22 protein-coding genes and 1 other RNA gene are annotated in these 20,309 nt (G+C 66.1%); 13 read left to right on the top strand and 10 right to left on the bottom strand.

Annotated features, from left to right (window positions below; genetic code table 11):
- Positions 1-3 precede the first annotated feature (3 nt).
- The 4 genes from pdxA to XBLMG947_RS00885 all read left to right on the top strand — a co-directional run bounded on the left by pdxA (position 4) and on the right by XBLMG947_RS00885 (position 3,282).
- Complete coding sequence (gene pdxA / locus XBLMG947_RS00900; RefSeq protein WP_065465972.1) at positions 4-975, top strand: 4-hydroxythreonine-4-phosphate dehydrogenase PdxA; 972 nt, start codon at positions 4-6, stop codon at positions 973-975.
- Between the two features lie 113 nt (positions 976-1,088).
- A complete protein-coding gene (gene rsmA, locus XBLMG947_RS00895) occupies positions 1,089-1,877 on the top strand; it encodes a 16S rRNA (adenine(1518)-N(6)/adenine(1519)-N(6))-dimethyltransferase RsmA (protein WP_065465971.1) in 789 nt (262 codons plus the stop codon).
- Between the two features lie 36 nt (positions 1,878-1,913).
- Positions 1,914-2,297 (top strand): Co2+/Mg2+ efflux protein ApaG, encoded by a 384-nt coding sequence (gene apaG / locus XBLMG947_RS00890; protein ID WP_065465970.1) that lies wholly within the window; start codon positions 1,914-1,916, stop codon positions 2,295-2,297.
- A 28-nt stretch (positions 2,298-2,325) separates the two neighbouring features.
- Complete coding sequence (locus XBLMG947_RS00885) at positions 2,326-3,282, top strand: symmetrical bis(5'-nucleosyl)-tetraphosphatase (RefSeq protein WP_065465969.1); 957 nt, start codon at positions 2,326-2,328, stop codon at positions 3,280-3,282.
- Between the two features lie 48 nt (positions 3,283-3,330).
- Here XBLMG947_RS00885 and XBLMG947_RS00880 read toward each other — a convergent pair whose 3' ends face one another.
- The 7 genes from XBLMG947_RS00880 to XBLMG947_RS00850 all read right to left on the bottom strand — a co-directional run bounded on the left by XBLMG947_RS00880 (position 3,331) and on the right by XBLMG947_RS00850 (position 8,536).
- Positions 3,331-3,873 carry a dihydrofolate reductase gene (locus XBLMG947_RS00880; RefSeq protein ID WP_065465968.1) on the bottom strand — a complete coding sequence of 181 codons (543 nt, stop codon included), beginning with the start codon at positions 3,871-3,873 and terminating at the stop codon, positions 3,331-3,333.
- Complete coding sequence (locus XBLMG947_RS00875) at positions 3,870-4,664, bottom strand: thymidylate synthase (RefSeq protein WP_065465967.1); 795 nt, start codon at positions 4,662-4,664, stop codon at positions 3,870-3,872. Before XBLMG947_RS00875 ends, XBLMG947_RS00880 begins: the two co-directional genes overlap by 4 nt.
- The gene (gene lgt / locus XBLMG947_RS00870) at positions 4,661-5,551 is read right to left on the bottom strand and encodes a prolipoprotein diacylglyceryl transferase (protein WP_065465966.1); all 891 of its coding nucleotides are present in this window, start codon (positions 5,549-5,551) and stop codon (positions 4,661-4,663) included. The genes XBLMG947_RS00875 and lgt overlap by 4 nt, the downstream gene beginning before the upstream one ends.
- A gap of 53 nt (positions 5,552-5,604) precedes the next feature.
- Positions 5,605-6,096: a TPM domain-containing protein gene (locus XBLMG947_RS00865; protein WP_065465965.1), complete on the bottom strand. Its 492-nt coding sequence runs from the start codon at positions 6,094-6,096 to the stop codon at positions 5,605-5,607.
- Positions 6,096-7,001: a TPM domain-containing protein gene (locus XBLMG947_RS00860; RefSeq protein WP_065465964.1), complete on the bottom strand. Its 906-nt coding sequence runs from the start codon at positions 6,999-7,001 to the stop codon at positions 6,096-6,098. Before XBLMG947_RS00860 ends, XBLMG947_RS00865 begins: the two co-directional genes overlap by 1 nt.
- A gap of 431 nt (positions 7,002-7,432) precedes the next feature.
- On the bottom strand, positions 7,433-8,059 hold the full coding sequence (locus tag XBLMG947_RS00855; RefSeq protein WP_065465963.1) for a LemA family protein: 627 nt from the start codon (positions 8,057-8,059) through the stop codon (positions 7,433-7,435).
- Positions 8,060-8,155: 96 nt separating this feature from the next.
- Positions 8,156-8,536, bottom strand: coding sequence for a diacylglycerol kinase (locus XBLMG947_RS00850; protein ID WP_065465962.1), 381 nt, complete (start codon positions 8,534-8,536; stop codon positions 8,156-8,158).
- A 182-nt stretch (positions 8,537-8,718) separates the two neighbouring features.
- Here XBLMG947_RS00850 and XBLMG947_RS00845 point away from each other — a divergent pair, with 182 nt between their 5' ends.
- The gene (locus XBLMG947_RS00845; RefSeq protein ID WP_065465961.1) at positions 8,719-9,420 is read left to right on the top strand and encodes an SGNH/GDSL hydrolase family protein; all 702 of its coding nucleotides are present in this window, start codon (positions 8,719-8,721) and stop codon (positions 9,418-9,420) included.
- Between the two features lie 205 nt (positions 9,421-9,625).
- On the opposite strand, the gene XBLMG947_RS00840 is transcribed toward XBLMG947_RS00845, so the two are convergent.
- The 3 genes from XBLMG947_RS00840 to XBLMG947_RS00830 all read right to left on the bottom strand — a co-directional run bounded on the left by XBLMG947_RS00840 (position 9,626) and on the right by XBLMG947_RS00830 (position 12,513).
- Positions 9,626-10,897 (bottom strand): sensor histidine kinase, encoded by a 1,272-nt coding sequence (locus tag XBLMG947_RS00840; protein ID WP_065465960.1) that lies wholly within the window; start codon positions 10,895-10,897, stop codon positions 9,626-9,628.
- A gap of 142 nt (positions 10,898-11,039) precedes the next feature.
- Positions 11,040-11,753: a response regulator transcription factor gene (locus tag XBLMG947_RS00835; protein WP_002811889.1), complete on the bottom strand. Its 714-nt coding sequence runs from the start codon at positions 11,751-11,753 to the stop codon at positions 11,040-11,042.
- Positions 11,754-11,844: 91 nt separating this feature from the next.
- Complete coding sequence (locus tag XBLMG947_RS00830) at positions 11,845-12,513, bottom strand: arylesterase (protein ID WP_181093090.1); 669 nt, start codon at positions 12,511-12,513, stop codon at positions 11,845-11,847.
- Between the two features lie 103 nt (positions 12,514-12,616).
- Between XBLMG947_RS00830 and XBLMG947_RS00825 the strand changes: the two genes are divergently transcribed.
- The 8 genes from XBLMG947_RS00825 to XBLMG947_RS00790 all read left to right on the top strand — a co-directional run bounded on the left by XBLMG947_RS00825 (position 12,617) and on the right by XBLMG947_RS00790 (position 20,248).
- Positions 12,617-13,225 carry an ABC transporter ATP-binding protein gene (locus XBLMG947_RS00825; RefSeq protein WP_258077722.1) on the top strand — a complete coding sequence of 203 codons (609 nt, stop codon included), beginning with the start codon at positions 12,617-12,619 and terminating at the stop codon, positions 13,223-13,225.
- Positions 13,222-15,705 carry an ABC transporter permease gene (locus XBLMG947_RS00820; protein WP_065465957.1) on the top strand — a complete coding sequence of 828 codons (2,484 nt, stop codon included), beginning with the start codon at positions 13,222-13,224 and terminating at the stop codon, positions 15,703-15,705. Before XBLMG947_RS00825 ends, XBLMG947_RS00820 begins: the two co-directional genes overlap by 4 nt.
- A gap of 61 nt (positions 15,706-15,766) precedes the next feature.
- Positions 15,767-15,843, top strand: a non-coding RNA gene (locus XBLMG947_RS00815) — sX9 sRNA.
- Between the two features lie 250 nt (positions 15,844-16,093).
- A complete protein-coding gene (locus XBLMG947_RS00810) occupies positions 16,094-17,011 on the top strand; it encodes a TauD/TfdA dioxygenase family protein (RefSeq protein WP_065465956.1) in 918 nt (305 codons plus the stop codon).
- A gap of 40 nt (positions 17,012-17,051) precedes the next feature.
- Entirely contained in the window at positions 17,052-18,098 is a 1,047-nt protein-coding gene (locus tag XBLMG947_RS00805; protein ID WP_065465955.1) for an ABC transporter substrate-binding protein, read from the top strand.
- 3 nt (positions 18,099-18,101) lie between these two features.
- The gene (locus tag XBLMG947_RS00800; RefSeq protein ID WP_065465954.1) at positions 18,102-18,935 is read left to right on the top strand and encodes an ABC transporter ATP-binding protein; all 834 of its coding nucleotides are present in this window, start codon (positions 18,102-18,104) and stop codon (positions 18,933-18,935) included.
- Entirely contained in the window at positions 18,932-19,816 is an 885-nt protein-coding gene (locus XBLMG947_RS00795) for an ABC transporter permease (RefSeq protein ID WP_065465953.1), read from the top strand. Before XBLMG947_RS00800 ends, XBLMG947_RS00795 begins: the two co-directional genes overlap by 4 nt.
- Positions 19,817-19,894: 78 nt before the next feature.
- Positions 19,895-20,248 (top strand): DMT family protein, encoded by a 354-nt coding sequence (locus XBLMG947_RS00790; protein WP_065465952.1) that lies wholly within the window; start codon positions 19,895-19,897, stop codon positions 20,246-20,248.
- Positions 20,249-20,309 lie beyond the last annotated feature (61 nt).

Here is a 20,309-nt window from a genome sequence, read left to right as displayed (position 1 = left end):
AGCATGATGGTCCCGTCGCTCGCGCTGGTGCCAGGCGAGCCGGCCGGAATCGGGCCGGAGCTCTGCGTCCGGCTCGCCCAGGGGGTGCGCACGGACGCGCATCTGATCGCCTACGCCGACCCGGATACCCTGTACAGCGCCGCACAGGCGCTGTCGTTGTCTGTGCGCCTGCTCGATCCCGACCAGCCGGCGCGCGCGCCTGGCGATTTGCCGCTGCATCCCATTCGCCAAACCGTGGCGACACGCTTTGGCACGCCCGACCCCGCCAACGCAGCGGCGGTGATTGCCGGCCTGCGCGAGGCCGCGGGCGATTGCCTCGCCGGCCGCCTCCAAGGAATCGTCACCGGTCCGGTTCACAAGGCAGTGATCAACGCCGGCGGCATTCCCTACACCGGTACCACCGAACTGCTGGCCGAACAGGCCGGCTGCCCGGTGGTGATGATGCTCGCCAACAGCATCGTGCGCGTCGCGCTGGTGACAACCCACCTGCCGCTGCGGGCAGTGGCCGATGCGATCACCCCCGCTGCCCTGCTGCAGTGCCTGCGCATCACCCATGCAGGCATGCAGCGTGACTTCGGCCTGGAGTTCCCGCGCATCGCCGTGCTCGGACTCAACCCGCATGCCGGCGAAGACGGTCACCTGGGCCGCGAGGAACTGGATCTCGTCATTCCGGTACTGGAGCAACTGCGCGGCGAGGGCATGCAGCTCATCGGCCCGCTACCGGCGGACACCGCGTTTTTGCCGCAAAAACTGAGCGGTTTCGATGCGGTAGTGGCGATGTACCACGATCAAGGCCTGCCGGTGCTCAAGTACAGCGGCTTCGAGCAGGCGGTGAACATCACCCTGGGCCTGCCCTACCCGCGGGTGGCGGTGGATCACGGCACCGCGCTGGAACTGGCCGGCCGCGGAATCGCAGATCCTTCCAGCCTGATGGCGGCCACAGCGTTGTGCGCGCGATTGGCGGCACGCCGCTAAACCACGTGTATACGCCCGTTGCGGGCGTGCGGCATCGTGCACGCTGCCTTTCCCAGGCCACTACCCGCGTAAACGGCGCCGCGTGCAGGCGCTACCTCCGTTAAACTGCGCGGATGAATTCTTCTTTCAGCGCACCGGCCAAGAAGTCGCTTGGCCAGCACTTTCTTGCCGACCGGTATTACATCGACCGCATCGTGCAGGCGGTGGACCCGCGCGCCGGCCAGCATCTGGTCGAGATCGGCCCGGGCCAGGGCGCGATCACCTTCCCGCTGTTGCGCAAACATGGCGCGCTGACTGTTATCGAGTTCGACCGCGACCTGATCGCACCGTTGACCGAGGCCGCCGCGCCGATCGGCGAACTGCGCATCATCCACCGCGACGTGCTCAGCGTGGATTTCACTACGCTGGCCGGTGGCACGCCGATCCGCCTGGTCGGTAACCTGCCCTACAACATCTCCTCGCCGATCCTGTTCCATGCGCTGGACCACGCCGCCGCCGTGGCCGACATGCACTTCATGCTGCAAAAGGAAGTGGTCGACCGCATGGCCTCCGGCCCCGGCAGCAAGGTGTACGGACGGCTGAGCGTGATGCTGCAGGCGTACTGCGAGGTCACCGCCTTGTTCGTGGTGCCGCCGGGCGCGTTCCGGCCGCCGCCGAAGGTGGATTCGGCAGTGGTGCGGCTGGTGCCGCGCGATCCGGCCACGGTCATGATCAAGGACCGCCGCCGCTTCGCCGATGTGGTGCGCGCCGGGTTCGGGCAGCGCCGCAAGACCTTGCGCAACGCCTTGTCCACCCTTTGCGAACCAGCCCACTTCGACGCTGCGCAGGTACGCCCGGACGCACGCGCCGAACAACTCGAGGTCGCGGATTTCATCCGGCTGGCCAATGTCGAGCTGGCTTGAGCGCCGCTCCCACAGTGTTTTATTTAGACTTTCGCCATGCAAGATGATCCGCGCTACCGGGTCGAGGTCGAGGTATCGCCCCGCTTCCTCACCCATCAATCCACCCCGGACGAAGGCCGCTATGCCTTCGCCTACAGCATTCGCATCCAGAATGCGGGCGCCGTGCCTGCGCGCCTGATCGCGCGCCATTGGCAGATCACCGATGCCAACGGCCGCACCGAGCAGGTGGATGGCGAAGGAGTGGTCGGCGAACAGCCCTGGTTGCGCCCAGGCGAGGCCTTCCACTACACCTCCGGCGTGCTGCTGGAGACCGAGCACGGACACATGCAAGGCCACTACGACATGGTGGCCGACGATGGCACCGAATTCACCGCGCCGATCGCCGCCTTCGTGCTGAGCGTACCCAGGACGCTGCACTGATGGATGCTGGACTGAGGGAGCGCGCGCAATGAGCGTCTGGGCAATCGGCGACCTGCAAGGATGCTACGACATCACCCAGCGGTTGCTGGAAAAAATCAATTTCGATCCTGTGCAGGACACGTTGTGGTTTTGCGGCGATCTGGTCAACCGCGGCGGGCAATCGCTGGAAACGCTACGTCTGGTGCATTCGTTGCGCGCGCACAGCGTGGTGGTGCTAGGCAATCACGATCTGTCGCTGCTGGCGATCGGCGCGCGTTCGGAGGAAGAACAGCGCAAGGTCAACCCGGATCTGCTGCGCATCGTGCTGGCCGAGGACCGCGACGCGCTGCTCGACTGGCTACGCATGCAGAAGCTGGCACATGTGGACCGCGAGCTTGGCTGGATGATGATCCACGCCGGGCTGGCCCCGAAGTGGACCACGCAGATGGCCGAGAAGCATGCGCGCGAGGTCGAGCAGCAACTGCAAGGCGGCGGCTACCGCAAGCTGTTGCGCAACATGTACGGCGATCAGCCGGGCTGGTCGCCGGGACTGAGCGGCTACGACCGCAGCCGCGCGATCATCAATCTGTTCACCCGCATGCGTTATTGCACCCCGCGCGGGCGCATCGCCACCGACGACAAGGGCACGCCGGGGACGCAGGCGCAGGGCCTGTATCCGTGGTTCGAAGTCCCGGGACGGGTCGAGCGCGATCTGAAGATCGTCTGTGGGCATTGGTCTGCGCTGGGCCTGACGATCACTCAGGGCGTACATGCAATCGATACCGGCGCGGTCTGGGGCGGCAAGCTCACCGCCTTGCAGTTGGATACCGACGAGTTGCGCGTGGTGCAGGTGCCCGGACGCGAAGTGACCGGGCCGCCACCGGCCGCACGCGCACCGCGGCGTCCACGCGAGCGTCAGGGGCGCCCGCGTTCGCGCGGCAACCGCGGCAATGCGGGGAACGCTGCCGCGCCGGCAACGCCGCCAGCCGATACACCACAGGACTGAGGGCGTGCCCGTCGTCATCGCGACGGCAGGCATTCACCGGCGCACGGCTCAGCGGCGCGCGTAATCCACGAACGAAAACGCAGAGGCGTGCCGGTCATCGGCAGCATGCAACTCGCGCTTCACGGGCGACCACACCGCCGGGTCGATCGGCGGGAAATGCGTGTCGGCGCCATCCACTGCCGTGTCCACTTCGGTCACGGCCAGCAGATCGGCACGTTCCATGGTCAGGCGGTACACCTCCCCGCCACCGATCACGCACAGCTCCTGCACGCCATCATGCACGGCGCGTTCGATCGCCTGTTCCACCGATGCCACCGCCTGCATGCCGTCGAACGGCACCTGCCCCGATCGCGTCAGTACCAGATTCAATCGCCCCGGCAATGCACGCCCCAGGGACTGCGCCGTCTTGCGACCCATCAGGATCGGCTTGCCCAGCGTCAGCGCCTTGAAGCGCTTCAAATCATCCGGCAGTTTCCACGGCAGATCGTTATCGCGACCAATGGCGTTGTTGCGGTCGAAAGCGACGATCAGGATGATCTGGAGCCGGGATCCGGGAACATCGGCCCGGTCCACACTTTCCTCCCGACTCATACCGCCACTGGCGCCTTGATCACCGGATGCGGGTCATAGCCTTCGATGGCGATGTCGTCGAAGCGGAACGCGAACAGGTCGGTGACCTCGGGATTCAGACGCAAGGTCGGCAGCGCGCGCGGTGTGCGTGTCAGCTGCTCACGTGCTTGATCGAAGTGATTCGCATACAGGTGCGCGTCGCCCAGCGTGTGCACGAAATCGCCCACGTCCAGCCCGGTGGCCTGCGCCACCATATGGGTGAGCAGCGCATAGCTGGCGATATTGAACGGCACGCCCAGGAAGATGTCGCCGCTGCGTTGGTATAGCTGGCAACTGAGCTTGCCGTTCACCACGTAGAACTGGAACAGGCTGTGGCACGGCATCAACGCCATCTGCGGCAGCTCGCCGACATTCCAGGCGCTGATCACCAGCCGGCGCGAATCCGGATTGCGTTTGATTTCATCCACCAGCCATTGCATCTGGTCGATCTCGACACCATCCGGGCCGGTCCAGCGCCGCCACTGCTTGCCGTACACCGGACCGAGATCACCGTTATCGTCGGCCCACTCGTCCCAGATGCGGACCTGGTTGTCTTTGAGATAGCCGATATTGGTGTCGCCCTGCAGGAACCACAGCAACTCGTGGATGATCGAGCGCAGGTGCAGTTTCTTGGTCGTGACCAGCGGAAACCCGGCATTGAGGTCGAAGCGCATCTGCCAGCCGAACACACTGCGTGTGCCGGTGCCGGTGCGGTCTGACTTCTCCGCACCGTGCTCCAGCACGTGCTGCAACAACTCCAGATACGGCTTCACTTGGAAGCCCCCACGCCAGCAGGCGCGGGCAGCACCGGCTGCAACACTGGTGCGCGGCGCGACATCGCCAGCAGCACCAGGCCACCTGCAATCAACGGCAGGCTCAGAATCTGCCCCATGGTCAGCCAGTTGAAGGCCAGATAGCCGATCGGCGCATCGGGCACGCGCACGAATTCGACGATGAAGCGGAACACGCCATACAGCAACGCGAACAGGCCCGAGACCGCATAACGGGCGCGCGGTTTCATCGAAAACGTCCACAACACCACGAACGTCACGACACCTTCCAGCGCAGCTTCGTAGAGCTGCGAGGGGTGACGGGCGAACTGATTCAGTGCGCCGGCGGCGTACTGCGCCTGGATCTGCGCCGGCAACTGGTCGACCAGTTCCGGCGCGTGCGGGAAGATCACGCCCCAGCCGGCTTGGGTGAACTTGCCCCACAATTCACCGCCGACAAAATTGCCGAGCCTCCCGAAGCCAAGACCCAGCGGCACCAGCGGCGCGACAAAATCCATCACATCGAAGTAGTGCAGCCGGTGCTTGCGCGCCCACAACCAGCAGGCGATCAACACGCCAAGCAGGCCACCGTGGAAGCTCATGCCGCCTTCCCATACCTTGAACAGGATCAACGGGTTGGCCAGGAAGGTCTCGAACGCGTAGAACAGCATGTAGCCGATGCGGCCGCCCAGCACCACGCCGAGCATGCCGTAGAACAGCAGGTCGGAAAAACCGTCCATGTCCACGCCGGGCAGACGGCCGCGCCCGATGCGCGAACGGCCCAGCGCCCAGGCCGAGAAAAACGCCGCCAGATACATCAAGCCGTACCAGTGCACCTGCACCGGGCCGAGCGAGAAAGCGATGGGGTCGATGGCGTGCAGATAGATCATGCGGACCGCGTATCACGAAAAGCGAGGCCGCTATTCTGACACCTTGGACGCGCTCAGCCTAAAAGCTGCGGCCGATCAGGTAGCTCGTCTTCATGCTGCGCGCCGTCGGTGGCCGGGAAATGCTCGGCCAGCAGCTCGGTCACCGCCTCGATGCCGGCCAGGACCGCCGCTTCGTGCTGACCTTCGCGCAGGAACTGCTGCATGCGCCGGCACACCTCGACCCAGTGCGCCTCGGGCACCCGGCTATGCAGGCCACGGTCGGCGATCACCTCGATGGCGTGGTCCGCCAGCAGCAGGTAGATCAGCACCCCGTTATTGGCCTCGGTGTCCCAGGTGCGCAAGTGCGTGAAGGCCTGCTCGGCGCGCTGACGGGCGCGATGGCCGCGCCACAACGCATCCAGTGGCAGATCGGCTTCGACCGCGACCATGATCTGGCCGGTGTGCGAGCGCTCGCTGGCAGTTATCGCCGCCGCAATGGTATCCATGCATGCGGCGGGAAAACTGCGCTGCGCCGAGGGCGCGAAAATATGCCTGAGCCACCGCATTACCAGCTCCCCGAGGCGCCACCGCCTCCTGATGATCCGCCACCACCGCCCCACCCACCGCCGCCGCCGAGACCGCCACGGCCACCGCCGCCAAATCCGCCGAAGCCACCGCCGCCCCAGCCTCCGCCACCGACGAAACGCCCCGGCGAGCCGGAAGCCAGGCCCGCCAGCAAGCCGATCACCGCCGCGCCCGCGCTGGCGAACAGCAACGACGTAAACAGCAACGCCGCACCGCCAGCGGCAACGCCGGTCAGCACGGCGCGTAGCGGGCGCGGCAACCCGCCCAGGATGCCGCGCGCCACCATGGCCACCACGAAACCGATGAACAACGCCATGATCCAGCCACCGCCGCCCACGCCGTTGCCGTTGCCGTTGCGGCCATCGGCATGCCCACTGACCGGCGGCGGCAAGGCCTCGCCTTCGATCAGACCGGCCAACGTCGCGGTTGCAGCTGCGATGCCGCCAGCGTAGTCGCCCTCACGGAAGCGCGGCGCCAGATACTCCTGGATGATGCGGTTCGCCGTGATGTCGGGGATGGCGCCTTCCAGACCGTAACCCGGCTGGATGCGCACGCGGCGGTCGTCCTTGGCCACCAGCAGCAGTACGCCGTCGTCCACGCCCTTGCGGCCGATCTTCCACTGGTCGAACACGCGCTGGGTGTATTGCTCGATCGCTTCCGGCTGCGTGGTCGGCACGATCAGGATCTGCAGTTGCGCGCCCTTGCGTTGCTGCAAGGCCAGCGCCTGTTGCTCGAGCTGCTGGATCTGCCCCGCATCCAGCGTGCCGGTGACATCGACGACCGGCGAGCGCAGCGGTGGGATGGCAGCCAACTCCTGCGCCAGCAGCGACGCCGGCAGCAGAAGCAACGCCATCATCCATACCACTCCTACATACGTTCGCCGCATTGCTAACTCCTACCTGATGCGCACTGATGGTCGATCAGCACTGGGTTTTGCCAATCCCTCTGCCGGCACGAACTTCCCCTCTTGAGAGTGAAAAGATGCCAGAAGAAGCGGATGAGGATTGGCGCTGAGCCACATGTGGTCGGGATCATTTGCGAAGCCTCGCGCCGTACCCTTGTCCATCTCCCGACCGGAACGGGGCTAATGATCCGCTCCGACACGTTTTGCAGGTTTGTTCCGCAGCTTCTCTGATCTAGCGGTGGACATGAGCGTTACCGTGGCGATTGCCTGCGCGTGCTTGGACCTCGCGCGTCCCTGGCTTATTCCCGACGACTGCCTCACGCAACCACTGCACATCACGCACCACCGTCACCGTACCGATCACGGTGCAATACGCGACGGCCGAACAGGCACCGCCCACACAGCGCACCCGGTTACTGCGCTGGCTGCGTCGCAGGCTGTTGTTGCGGCGCCTGCTGCTTGCCGAAATCCACCTGCGGCGCGCGCGAGATCTGCGCTTCGTTTTCTACGCTGAAATTGGGCTTGGGCTGGTAGCCGAAGATCTTGGCCGTGATCACCTGCGGGAACGAGCGGATATAGGTGTTGTAGTCCTGCACGGTCTGGATATACCGACCGCGCGCCACGGTGATGCGGTTTTCGGTGCCTTCCAGTTGCACCTGCAGATCGCGGAACGACTGGTCCGACTTCAGCTGCGGGTAGTTTTCGCTGACCACCAACAAACGCGACAACGCACTGCCCAGTTCGCCCTGGGCCTGCTGGAACCGCTTCAACGATGCTTCGTCATCGGCATTGACCTGGATCTGGCCGACGCGCGCACGCGCATTGGTCACTTCGGTCAGCACCTGGCGTTCCTGCTGCGCGTAGCCCTGCACGGTGCGCACCAGATTGGGAATCAGGTCGGCGCGGCGCTGATACTGATTGAGCACCTCCGACCAACCGGCCTTGACGCCCTCTTCCTTCTGCTGGATCGCGTTATAGCCGCAACCGGACAGCGAGACGGTCAGGATCAGCAACACAAGGGCGCGAATCAGGGCAGGCATGCAGGCGATTCCGTTGAAAGAGTGCCCGAGCATGCCACGGGCCAAGTCAAGCCAGCATGCACACGACACGTGCCGATTCGCCAGTCGTACCGCGCCTCACCACAGCCTCGGCAGCAGGATCAATCCCCAGCACAGCAGCACGTTGATCAGCAGAACGAACACTGCGGCCGAGCCCATGTCCTTGGCACGCCCGGCCAGCACGTGATGCTCCGGGCCGTAGCGTTCGATCACCGCTTCGATCGCAGAATTCAACAGCTCGGCAGCCAACACGATCAGCAACGGTGCGATCAGTGCAATGCGCTCAAGTCCCGACTGCCCGAGCCACAGACCGAGCGGTACCAGCACCACCGCCAGGCAGACCTCCAGCCGGAACGAGGATTCATGCAGCCACGCGGCGCGCAATCCCTGCCAGGACCAGATCGCCGCCTTGATCAGGCGGCGCGGGCCCCGCGGGACGTGCCCCAATTGATCGGCCATGCGTCAGTGCTTCCTGCCGCAAGGGCGAAGATGGGAACAGGTCGAACGCATGGCAAGGTCGCTGCTGGGGAAAGTGCGAATCTTGCACCGTGCCGCCCCGCCCCGCCAGCTGCCGGCAGGTTTGCCCTCAGCTTCCAGCCTGGCGCACCATGGCAGCCCGCTTCGCTGCTCAAGGTTCCTGCATGACCATCGATCGCCTACGCACCGTGCTGTGCGCCCTTGCCCTGCTGTCCGGCCATGTGTACGCCGATGCGCCGCACACCGCTCCTGCAGTACCTGCACAGGTCTCCAACGCCGCCTGGGAAGAAGACATGCAACGCTTCGCCAAGAGCGATGCGCGCCAACCGCCCCCCAAGCACGGCATCGTGTTCGTGGGCAGCTCGTCGATCCGGTTCTGGGAGACGCTGGCCCAGGATTTCCCGGACAAGCCGGTGATCAACCGCGGCTTCGGCGGCTCGGAAGTGCGCGACAGCACATGGTACGCAGACCGTATCGTGATTCCGTATGCACCGCGCCAAGTGGTGCTGTATGCCGGCGATAACGACCTCAACAGCGGCCGCACGCCCGAGCAGGTGCGCGATGACGTGCTGGCATTCGTAGCGCGCATCCGCCGCGATCTGCCCGAGGCGCGCATCAGCTATCTGTCGATCAAGCCCAGCCCGTCGCGCGCGCAGTTGCTGCCGGCGGTGATCACTGCCAACCGGCTGATCAAGGACGCACTCGCACCGCTGCCGCGCGTGGACTACGTGGACATCTACACGCCGATGCTCGATGCCAGCGGCAACCCGCGCGCAGAACTGTTCCGCGAAGACAGGCTGCACATGACCGCCGATGGGTACGCGATCTGGCGCAAGGTCGTGGCACCGGTCCTGGAACAACGCTGATCGCCGCGGAATCGATCCGGCGCGCCTCGCCGGATCGGCCGGTCTGCAGGCGATGGGTGGGCTGGCGTTTCAGCGATAGCGCGCATTTCGGCATGGCGGCAAGCTGCCGACGTCGTCCCGCACGCAACGGCCGTCGGCGTCTGCTCTTTCGGCGCGCAGCTATCGCAGCGCGGCTGTCCGCAAGCAAGCCATACCGACCGCCAGGTTAGGCTACCACCACCGCCACCGAGGTACCGACACCGGTTTCGCTGTGCAATTCGATACGCCAGCCGAAGCGGTCGCAGAGCCGACGCACGATCGACAGCCCCAGGCCGGTGCCTTGCGGGCGGGTGGGGTCGGCGCGGAAGAACGGTTCGAACGCGCGTGCACGCGCGTCTTCGCTCATGCCAATCCCGGTATCGCGCACCACGATGCGGTCGTGGGTGACCTCGACATCGATGCCGCCGGCATCGGTGTAGGCGCAGGCGTTACGCAACAGATTGCTCAGCACCACCCGCATCACCCTGGGCGGCGCGAACATCTGCAGGCTGCGGTCGCCGACCATGCGCAACGACACGGGCTTGTCACCGAGCAAGTCGCGCGCGCTCTCGACTTCTTCTCTTGCCAGTTCGGCGACATCGAAGGTTTCGCTCTGCGGATCGATCTCGGCTTCGCGCGCCAGGATCAGGAACGCATCGATCACCGCTTCCATATCGTGGCCGGCACGCTGGATGCGGCGCAGACTGCGCTGGGTACGCGCGGACAATTCATCGTCGGCCAGCGCCATGTCGCTGGCCACACGGATCACCGTGAGTGGCGTGCGCAATTCATGGCTGGCATCGCGGGTGAAATTGCGTTCGCGCGCCACATGCTCGCTGACGCGTAGCCCCAAGGCATGCAGGGCGGCGGCGAGCTGGCGCGTTTCGCCCTGCAATTCGGCAGGCAGCCGCTCCGGAGCCAGTTCGTCCACATCCGGGTTGCGCGGGTCCCAGTGCGACACGCGCCGCGCCAGCCAGCTGATCGGCGACACCAGGCGCTTGGAGACCCGGTAGGTAAACCAGGACACCCCGTAAATGACCAGCAGCACCACGATCGCCGGCACGACACCGAACCACAGCGTCAGATGCGCCGCACGCGAGCGTGGAAACACCAGATACAGGCGCCCTTCCGGATGCTGGTCCACATAGACCAGCGCATCGGCGGCAGCTACCTCGCTAAAACCCGGCGACAGGGCACGTAGCGCGGGCGGTGCGCTATCGGCGGCAGTGCCGGCCGGCGAAAAATACCCTTGGATGTTGCGCGTGTTCGGCGGCCGGTTGTCCGGCACGCTCTTTTGCATCTGCCAAAAATGCACCGCCTCATCGGCGAGCACGGTGCGCACCAGGCTGTGTTTGATGACGAACGACACCAGATACCCGGCCAGCACGAGGGCAATGCTCGCCAACCCGACCTGCAGCAGGAAGGCGAGACGTATTTTTCGCGGGAGCCCATGTGGCATTGCTGCATCCAGGGGAGAGCGCCGGAGTATAGGCAACGCTTCCGTGAGTCCGTCGTGCAACCAGTCGGCCGCACAGAAAAACGATCGGCGCGTGAGCGCCGACACAGTGGTCGGCCGCCAGAACGGCGGCCGGCCGACGACATCAGGCCATCGGTTGGGCGATGTCGGCGATGCGATAGCCAGCGCTCTGCACAGTGTGCAGCAGCGGGCGGTCGAACGGCTTGTCGATGATCTTGCGCAGGTTGTACAGATGGCTGCGCAGGGTGTCCGAATCCGGCAACCCATTGCCCCAGATTTCGCGCTCGATTTCCTGGCGGGTCACCACACGGGGCGATTCGCGCATCAGGATGGTCAGCAGGCGCAGGCCGATCGGCGAGAGCTGCAGCTCGGTGCCGGCACGGGTGGCGCGCATGCTGACCGGATCGAGCACCAGGTCCGCGACCTTGAGCACTTCCGAGCCCACCTGGCGACGCTCGCGGCGGATCAGGGCACGCAGACGCGCTTCCAGTTCCTGAATCGCGAACGGTTTGGTCAGGTAATCGTCGGCGCCGAAGCCCAGGCCGGTGAGCTTGTCGTCCAGCGTGTCGCGGGCGGTGAGCATCAGCACCGGCGTGGACTTGCGTGCGTCGTTACGCAAGCGGCGGCACACTTCGATGCCATCCAGGCGTGGCAGCATGAGGTCCAGCACGACCACGTCGTAGCTGTTCTCGGCGGCCAGACGGTAACCGTCCAGTCCGTCCTGCGCATAGTCGACCTCGAAGCCACGGCCTTCCAGGTATTCGCCGATCATTTCGGAGATGTTGCGATTGTCTTCGACGACCAGCACGAGGCCGGACGTTTCCTTGGTCTGACGCATGGACTTTCCTCGGTCTTCAGCTTTGTGAAACATGACGGATGACCGGTGGAAAGGGCGTGAAGACTGGATAACACTTTGCGTTGCTCGGCGTTTAGCGCCCGAGCAGGGGGCGCAACGCTGGCCACACCGTCTCCAGCACCTTCGGCTCCGCAGCGGCGGTAGGGTGCAGGCCATCTGCCTGCATCAGCTCGGGCTGCAACGCGACCTTTTCCAGAAAAAACGGCACCAGCGCGGTCTTGTACTGTCTGGAGAGGTCGGCATAGGTCGCCTTGAGCCGCTGGCGGTAGGCCGGTCCGTAATTCGGCGGCACATCGATCCCGAGCAGCAGCACCTTGGCGCCGGCCTGCTGGCTGAGCTGGATCATCTTTTCCAGGTTGCCCCTGAGCTGGGCCGGGGTCAGCCCGCGCAATGCATCGTTGCCACCGAGTTCGATCACCACCACGCCGGGACGGTGCTTTTCCAGCAGGCCCGGCAGCCGGGTCAGCGCGCCGGACGTTGTTTCGCCGCTGATGCTGGCATTGACGACAGCCGGTGGCGTCGCCATGTCACGTTTCAGGCGCTGGTCCAGCAGGGTCACCCAACCGGACTGCACCGGGATGTTGTGCGCAGCGCTCAGGCTGTCGCCCACCACCAGGATCGGTGCAGCAGTAGCCGGACTTTTGGCAGAGGCAATCCCCGGCGCAAGCAGGGAGAGTGTCAGCAGCCACAGGACCAGCGCGCCATATCGCAGTGTTCTTTCACGCATTTGGAGATTCCTCATCGACAGTCTGGCCCCCCGCTCCAGCACCCGCACCGCCATCGACGTTCGCGAGGTCGGCAAGTCCGTCAGTGGTCCGGAGGGAACGCTCCACATCCTCGACAACATCAGCTTGACGGTCAGTGAAGGCGACAGTATCGCGATTGTTGGGGCCTCCGGTTCCGGCAAGACCACCCTGCTGGGCCTGCTCGCCGGGCTGGACCTGCCCAGCCGCGGCAGCATTGCGCTGGCCGGCCAGGACCTGGGCCAGCTCGACGAAGAAGCCCGCGCTGCGCTGCGCGCGCGCGCGGTGGGCTTCGTGTTCCAGAGCTTCCACCTGCTGCCGGCGCTGACCGCCGAAGAAAACATCGCCCTGCCGCTGGAACTGGCCGGGCGCGAGGATCCGGCGCGGGTGCGCGAGGTGCTGGAGGCCGTGAGCCTAAGCGCGCGTGCACGGCATTACCCGCGCCAGCTGTCCGGCGGCGAGCAGCAGCGCGTGGCGCTGGCGCGCGCGTTCGTGGCACGCCCGCGCATCCTGTTCGCCGATGAGCCCACCGGCAGCCTCGACCAGGCCACCGGCGCGCAGATCAGCGACCTGCTGTTCGCGCTCAATGCCACCAGCGACACCACCCTGGTGCTGGTCACCCACGACATGACCCTGGCGCAGCGCTGCCGCCATATCTACCGCATCGATGGCGGCCGCCTGCACGCGCAAGCGGCCGGCGCGGCGGCATGAACGTCGTCAAACAAGCCGCACGCGCTGTCCGCCGCGAATTCCTGGCCGGCGATCTGCTGACCGTGTTCGCCGCGCTGGTGTTGGGCGTGGCGGTGATGACGGCGGTGGGCACGCTGGTCGACCGGGTGACGCTGGCGCTGACCTCCAGCGCGGCCGAGGTGCTCGGCGGCGATCTGGGCGTGACCGGGCGCCAGGAGATCCCAGCCGACTTCGCCGACGAAGCCAAACGACGCGGCCTGCAGAGTACGCGCTTGGTCAGCTTCCCCAGCGTGCTGTTCCATGGCGAGGCCAGCCAGATGGCCAATATCCGCGGCGTCGGTGCGGGCTACCCGCTGCGCGGACAATTGCGGGTGTCCAAGGACGGCGTCGGGACGGAAGGCAGCGTTGCCAGCGCACCGCCGCCGGGCCAGGCCTATGCCGATCCGCGTCTGCTCGAAACGCTGGGTCTGCGCGTTGGCGAACAGCTGGAATTCGGTGCCGGCCATCTGACCATCACCGGCGTCCTGCGTGCCGAGCCGGATGCGTCCGGTGAGCTGATGCAGCTATCGCCGCCGCTACTGGTCAATCGCGCCGATATCGAAGGCGCCGGCCTGCTCGGTCCCGGCAGCCGTGCCTCCTACCGGCTGATGTTCGCCGGCACACCGGATGCCATCGCCGACCTGCGCGCCTGGCTCAAGCCACGCGCCAGCGAGTATCGGCTGGTCGGCATCGAAGACACCCAACGCGGCATGCGCGCCGCCTTCGATCGCGCCGGGCGCTTCCTGGCCTTGTCCGCATTGCTGGCGGTGTTGTTGTCCGGCGTGGCGACGGCCCTGGCGGCAAACCGGTTTGCGATGCGGCGCATCGACACCGTAGCGGTCTTGCGCTGCCTGGGCGCCCGCCAGCGCGACATTCTGGCGATGCTGTCGCTGCAGTTGCTGCTGACGGCGATTCCGGCCTGCCTGGTCGGGATCGGGCTGGGCATGCTGGCGCAGGAAGGCCTGGTGCAGGCGCTGGGTAGCCTGATCCCGAACCGCCTGCCGCTGCCGCAGGCCACCCCGGCCCTGGCGGGCGCAGGCATCGGTCTGGCGCTGTTGCTGGGCTTCGGCCTGCCGCCGCTGCTGCGGCTGCGCAATGTGCCACCGATGCGTGTGCTCAACCGCAGCTTTGCCGCCGTGCCGCCCAGCTCGTTGTTGGTGTATGGCGCGGCCTTGGCCGCCACGCTGGCGCTCACCGTGTATGCCACCGGCAACCTGGTGCTGGCGGGTTGGGTGCTGGGTGGCCTGGCCGCGTTGGCGCTGGTGGCGATGGTGCTGGGGCTGGGATTGCTGGCCTTGCTGCGGCCGATCCAGCACCGCCTGCGCGGGTCCTGGAAGCTGGGACTGGCGTCGCTGACGCGGCGACGGGGGTTGAGCGTGGTGCAGCTGGTCGGGCTGTCGCTGTCGCTGTGCGCGCTGTTGCTACTGGCCGTGGTCGGCCCGGGCCTGCTTGGCCAGTGGCGCGACCGCCTGCCTGCGGACACACCCAACTACTTCCTGATGAACATCCAGCCCGAACAGACCCAGCCGGTGCTGCAGACGCTGCGCGGCTTGGGCGTGGAGGGTGCGGCGGTGGAACCGTTCTCCACCGGTCGCCTGGTCGCCATCAACGACAAACCGCCGGTGCGCGGCGATCGCGACCCGCAAGACGATGGCGACGGCGACAACCGCCCGGTCAATTTTTCCTGGCGGCATGCCTTCCCGCCGGCAAATACGCTGCTGCAGGGCAAGTTTTGGGCAGCCGACAGCACCGCGGCGGAGGCCTCGGTGGAAGAAGGCTGGGCGCAGCGCTACCAACTCAAACTGGGCGACCGCATCACCTTGCTGCTGGGCGAACAGCAACGCACGTTCACGGTGACCAGCATCCGCAAGGCCGATTGGGATTCGTTCCAGGTCAACTTCTTCCTGCTACTCAATGAAGGCGCGGTGGGCGATGCGCCGTACAACCTGATTTCCGCCTTCCACCTGCCGCCCGGCAATGCGCCCAAGCTGGCCTCGCTGAGCCGCGACTACCCCAACATCTCGTTGCTGGACATCGATGCCATCCTGGGCCGCGTGCGCGAGGTGATCGACCAGGTAGCGCAGGCCGTGCAGCTGGTGATGGGCTTCAGCCTGCTGGCCGGGGTGCTGGTGTTGCTGGCCGCGTTGCAGGCCACCGCCGGCGAGCGCCGCTACGACAGCGCGGTGCTGCGCACGCTGGGCGCACGCCGCGGCCAGTTGCGCGGCGCGGTGCTGGTGGAATTCGGTGCGCTCGGCTTGCTGGCGGCGACGCTGGCCGTCACCGCTGCGGCCGTGATCGGCGCGGTGGTGGGGAAGCAGGCGTTCGAGATCGCGTTGACACCGGATTGGCCGCGCCTGCTGCTCGGCGGTGCATTCGGGTTGGCGTTGAGTCTGCTGGCGGGTTGGTCGGGCACCCGGCGCATCCTGTCCACGCCACCGGCGTTGGCGTTGCGTAGCGAATGAGCGCAGTCGACCGAACGACTGCGCGGCCGCCAGGCAGGCGCGGCCGGTGCCCGGATTCGACATGTCCCACTCGTACACTGCGCGCCTGAGCGCGCCGTCCGCAGCCGCCTGACGGCGGCTCGCGACGTGTTGGTCGCCGCTCCAAGCGCACAGGAACGCAGCGCATGCGGGTGATGGCCTGCGCTACGTCGCCTGATGACAGCGCTATCAATCAGCGCAATGGACATTGCAGCCGCACGATGTCTCGCCTGCCAGCCGGCTTTGCATATGTCTGCAGCGCATAAGCACCTTGCAAATCGTACGTTCGCAGCGACCACACGACTGCCTAGGGTGGTCTGTCCGGTCGCTGGCGCAGGCGACCTCATTGCTGCCGTCGAGGTGCCGCGTCATGACCAGCCTCACTTCCGCAGCGCGTGTGCAGACGCCGCGCGATGCGTCGTCCCCCGGGCAGACCGCCGGCGTCCGGATCGTGCCGTTCGACGCCACGCTGGGTGCCGAAGTGATCGGCCTGCACCTCGCGCAGCCGCTGGATGACGACACCTTCGCGCGCATCCAGCGCGCGCACCTGGATCACCACGTACTGGTGTTTCGCGATCAACGCATCACCCCGGCGCAGCACGTGGAGTTCAGCCGTCGCTTCGGGCCTTTGCAGATCCATGTGCTGCGTAATTTCCAGCTGCGCGGGCACCCGGAAGTGCTGGTGGTGTCCAACATCAAGGAGAACGGCGAGCCGATCGGCCTGGGCGATGCCGGGCATTACTGGCACTCTGATCTGTCTTACAAGCAAACTCCGAGCCTGGGGTCGCTGCTGCATGCGCAGGAACTGCCCACCGAAGGCGGCGACACGCTCTTTGCCAACCAGCATCTGGCCTGGCAAACGCTGCCCGCCTCGCTCAAACGCACGGTGCAGGACCTGCGTGCCGAACACAGCTATCTCGCCAAGTACGAAGAACTCCGCGCCCGCAATCCATGGCGCCCGGCGTTGACAGCCGAACAGATTGCCGAAGTGACACCGGTGCAGCACCCGGTGGTGCGCACCCATCCGGAAACCGGCCGCAAAGCGCTGTTCGTCAGCGAACACTTCACGACCCGCATTGTCGGCCTGCCCGAAGACGAAAGCCACGCGCTGCTGCAAACACTGTTCGCGCACACCACGCGCGATGCGCTGGTGTATCGGCATCGCTGGCAGCCGCACGACATGGTGTTCTGGGACAACCGTTCGGTGACGCATCTGGCTGCCGGCACGCCGGATCATCTGCGCCGGCGGCTCAATCGCACCACCATCGAAGGCGATGCGCCGTTCTGAGCGCGCACATGCCCCTCCCCCTTTTCGACTGGAGCGCTGCATGCGTTTGACCGTCACTTCTCACGCACCCTCGCAACGCCGGCGTTTTTCGTGGCGCATCGCGCTGCTGGTGTTGGCCGCGCTGCCGCTGCTGCATAGCGCGCACGCGCATGCCGAAGGCAGGCTGCGTATCGCCAAGCAGTTCGGCATCGTCTATCTGCTGCTGGACGTGGCGCAGGATCAGAAGTTGATCGAACAGCAGGGCAAGGCCGCGGGGATGGAGATCGACGTGCAGTTTCTGCAGCTCTCCGGTGGCACGGCCGTCAACGATGCGTTGTTGACCGGTTCGATCGATATCGCCGGCGCCGGGGTCGGGCCGCTGTTCACCATCTGGGACCGCACGCGCGGCCGCCAGAATGTCCGCGGTGTGGCAGCGCTGGGCAATTTCCCGTACTACCTGATCAGCAACAACCCGCGCATCAAGTCCATCGGCGATTTCACGCCGCAAGACCGCATTGCGGTGCCGGCGACAGGCGTCTCGGTGCAATCGCGTTTCTTGCAGCATGCCTCGCAGCAACGCTGGGGCGAGAAGGGGACCCATCAGCTCGACCCGCTGCAGGTCGCATTGCCGCATCCGGATGCCGCTGCGGCGATCATCCGTGGCCGCACCGAAATCACTGCGCATTTCGCCAGCCCGCCATTTCAGGAACAGGAGCTGGCACGCAACCCGGCCGCGCATATCGTCACCAGTTCCTATGACATCGAAGGCGGCCCATCGTCGGCCACGGTGTTGTACGCCACCGAGAAATTCCGCAGCAGCAACCCCAAGACCTATCGCGCCTTCATCGCGGCACTGGATCAGGCGGCCAGGTTCGTGACCGCGCATCCGGAGCAGGCGGCGGATATCTTCCTGCGCCGTAACGGGTCGAGCATCGCCCCCGCGCTGATCCTGCAGATCCTCAAGGACCCCAAGGTGCAATTCACCGTGGCGCCAGAAAACACGCTGAAGCTCGGCCAGTTCATGCAGCGCAGCGGCGCGATCAAGCAGGCGCCGGGCAAGGTGAGCGATTACTTCTTCGACGACCCGCTGATTGCGGGCGGGAGCTGAGCGATGGCCGCCCCCTTGCTGCAGGTCGATCACGTCAGCCTGGAATATGCCTCCGCGCAACGCGTGGTGCGTGCGACCCATCGCGTGCGCTTCGATGTGCACGAAGCCGACCGCTTCGTGCTGCTGGGGCCGTCGGGCTGCGGCAAATCCACCTTGCTCAAGGCGGTTGCCGGTTTCGTTGCGCCGCGCGAGGGACAGATCCGTCTGGACGGTCATGCGGTCACCGGGCCGGGTCCGGACCGGGTGGTAGTGTTCCAGGAATTCGATCAGCTGGCGCCTTGGAAGACCGTGCGCGAGAACGTGGTGTTCGGGCTGCGTGCGGCGCGCAAGCTCGGCCGCGCCGAAGCGCGCGAGCGGGCAGACGAAAGCCTGGCCCTGGTCGGCCTGAGCGGGTTTGCCGATGCCTACCCGCACACCTTGTCCGGCGGCATGAAGCAGCGCGTGGCGATCGCACGCGCCCTGGCGATGCGCCCGCGCGTGCTGCTGATGGACGAACCGTTCGCGGCACTGGATGCGCTGACGCGTTCGCGCATGCAGGAGCAGGTGCTGGAGTTGTGGGAACAATCGCGTTTCACCCTGTTGTTCGTCACCCATTCCATCGAAGAGGCGCTGGTGGTCGGCAACCGCGTCTTGCTGCTGTCGCCGCATCCGGGCCAGGTGCGCGCCGAGCTCAACGCGCATGCCTTCGGACCGCACAGTGCAGGTAGCGTGGCCTTCCAGCAGACCGCGCAGCGCATTCACCGGCTGCTGTTCGATTTGCCCGACGAGACCTTGGACGACGCCAAGGTGGCGCCGCTGCTTCGCCCTGCCCAGCTGCAACGCGAGGCGCTGCCATGAGCCGCTCGCCCGCTGCCGCGCGGCCGCCGGTTCCGCCGGTGCGCCCGGAATACGAACTGGCGCTGCAGCCACTGGATCCGGCCCTGCTGACCGCCGTCGCGCCAATCCGCTGGCAGGCGCCGGCATGGCTGCGCAAGGCCTTGGTGCTGGTGGTGCTGGCGGCCATATGGGAAATCGCTGCGCGCGTGGTCGGCGACGATCTGATGCTGCCCAGCGCCGCGCAGACCGCGCACGCGTTCTACGATGGACTGCTGTCGGGCGAATTGCTGCGCCGTGTCGGCGCTTCGTTGCGCGTCCTGGCGCAGGGCTATGCGTTGGGTGTGCTGCTGGCGTTCCTGCTGACCGCACTGGCCGCCTCCACCCGCTGGGGCCGCGACGTGCTCGGCACGCTGACGGCGATGTTCAACCCGCTGCCGGCCATTGCGCTGCTGCCATTGGCCTTGCTGTGGTTCGGGCTGGGCATCGGCAGCCTGGTGTTCGTGCTGGTGCACTCGGTGCTGTGGCCGCTGGCGCTGACCTCCTACGCCGGCTTCCAGGCCGTGCCGGAGACGCTGCGCATGGCCGGGCGCAATTACGGCCTGCGTGGGCCGCGCTATGTAGCGCAATTGCTGATCCCGGCGGCCCTGCCGGCGATCCTGTCCGGGCTGAAGATCGGCTGGGCGTTCGCCTGGCGCACCCTGATCGCCGCCGAGCTGGTGTTCGGCGCCACCTCCGGCCGGGGCGGGCTGGGCTGGTACATCTTCCAGAACCGCAACGAGCTCTACACCGACAAGGTATTTGCCGGGCTGGCGATGGTGATCGTGCTGGGGTTGCTGGTCGAGGGCGTGGTGTTCCAGGCGATCGAGCGGCTGACCGTGCGCCGCTGGGGCATGCAGCGCTAGAGCGGCCTCTTCGGCACGGTCGCGTGCGCTTAACGGAGTTGGCTTATGCTGCGGCCCCTTCTCTGCCGTTCGTACGCCATGCCCACCGTCCCCTTCACGTCCTACATCTACCCCATCCTGCTGTTGCTGGCCAGCAACGTGTTCATGACCTTCGCCTGGTATGGGCATCTGAAGTACAAGAGCACGCCGCTGATGATCGCCATCATGGTCAGTTGGGGCATCGCGTTCTTCGAATACTGCCTGCAGGTGCCGGGCAACCGTCTGGGCAGCGCAGTGTATTCGGCGCCGCAGCTCAAGGGCATGCAGGAAGTGATCACGCTGCTGGTGTTCGCCGGCTTCTCCACGTTCTACCTGGGGCAGTCGTTGAGGTGGAATCACTGGGCTGCGTTCGGCCTGATCCTGGTCGCGGCGTTTTTGATGTTCAAGGAATAAATGGTATTTCGCAGGGCCAACTGCCGTCTGGCGCGTAGGAGCGCACCCGGGCGCGATGCGG

The sequence above is a fragment of the Xanthomonas bromi genome (assembly GCF_900092025.1).
Lineage (GTDB): Bacteria > Pseudomonadota > Gammaproteobacteria > Xanthomonadales > Xanthomonadaceae > Xanthomonas > Xanthomonas bromi.
Note: the sequence above shows the minus strand (reverse complement) of the source record. Positions and strands in the feature narration are given on the sequence as shown.

Coding starts and splice junctions, on each gene's coding strand:
- XBLMG947_RS00790 (WP_065465952.1), top strand. CDS start 19,895: ATGCCCACCGTCCCCTTCACGTCCTACATCTACCCCATCCTGCTGTTG.
- XBLMG947_RS00865 (WP_065465965.1), bottom strand. CDS start 6,096: ATGCGGTGGCTCAGGCATATTTTCGCGCCCTCGGCGCAGCGCAGTTTT.
- XBLMG947_RS00845 (WP_065465961.1), top strand. CDS start 8,719: ATGACCATCGATCGCCTACGCACCGTGCTGTGCGCCCTTGCCCTGCTG.
- XBLMG947_RS00885 (WP_065465969.1), top strand. CDS start 2,326: ATGAGCGTCTGGGCAATCGGCGACCTGCAAGGATGCTACGACATCACC.
- lgt (WP_065465966.1), bottom strand. CDS start 5,551: ATGATCTATCTGCACGCCATCGACCCCATCGCTTTCTCGCTCGGCCCG.
- apaG (WP_065465970.1), top strand. CDS start 1,914: ATGCAAGATGATCCGCGCTACCGGGTCGAGGTCGAGGTATCGCCCCGC.
- XBLMG947_RS00880 (WP_065465968.1), bottom strand. CDS start 3,873: ATGAGTCGGGAGGAAAGTGTGGACCGGGCCGATGTTCCCGGATCCCGG.
- XBLMG947_RS00805 (WP_065465955.1), top strand. CDS start 17,052: ATGCGTTTGACCGTCACTTCTCACGCACCCTCGCAACGCCGGCGTTTT.
- XBLMG947_RS00860 (WP_065465964.1), bottom strand. CDS start 7,001: ATGCGGCGAACGTATGTAGGAGTGGTATGGATGATGGCGTTGCTTCTG.
- XBLMG947_RS00800 (WP_065465954.1), top strand. CDS start 18,102: ATGGCCGCCCCCTTGCTGCAGGTCGATCACGTCAGCCTGGAATATGCC.
- XBLMG947_RS00855 (WP_065465963.1), bottom strand. CDS start 8,059: ATGCCTGCCCTGATTCGCGCCCTTGTGTTGCTGATCCTGACCGTCTCG.
- XBLMG947_RS00820 (WP_065465957.1), top strand. CDS start 13,222: ATGAACGTCGTCAAACAAGCCGCACGCGCTGTCCGCCGCGAATTCCTG.
- XBLMG947_RS00830 (WP_181093090.1), bottom strand. CDS start 12,513: ATGAGGAATCTCCAAATGCGTGAAAGAACACTGCGATATGGCGCGCTG.
- pdxA (WP_065465972.1), top strand. CDS start 4: ATGATGGTCCCGTCGCTCGCGCTGGTGCCAGGCGAGCCGGCCGGAATC.
- rsmA (WP_065465971.1), top strand. CDS start 1,089: ATGAATTCTTCTTTCAGCGCACCGGCCAAGAAGTCGCTTGGCCAGCAC.
- XBLMG947_RS00850 (WP_065465962.1), bottom strand. CDS start 8,536: ATGGCCGATCAATTGGGGCACGTCCCGCGGGGCCCGCGCCGCCTGATC.
- XBLMG947_RS00840 (WP_065465960.1), bottom strand. CDS start 10,897: ATGCCACATGGGCTCCCGCGAAAAATACGTCTCGCCTTCCTGCTGCAG.
- XBLMG947_RS00835 (WP_002811889.1), bottom strand. CDS start 11,753: ATGCGTCAGACCAAGGAAACGTCCGGCCTCGTGCTGGTCGTCGAAGAC.
- XBLMG947_RS00810 (WP_065465956.1), top strand. CDS start 16,094: ATGACCAGCCTCACTTCCGCAGCGCGTGTGCAGACGCCGCGCGATGCG.
- XBLMG947_RS00795 (WP_065465953.1), top strand. CDS start 18,932: ATGAGCCGCTCGCCCGCTGCCGCGCGGCCGCCGGTTCCGCCGGTGCGC.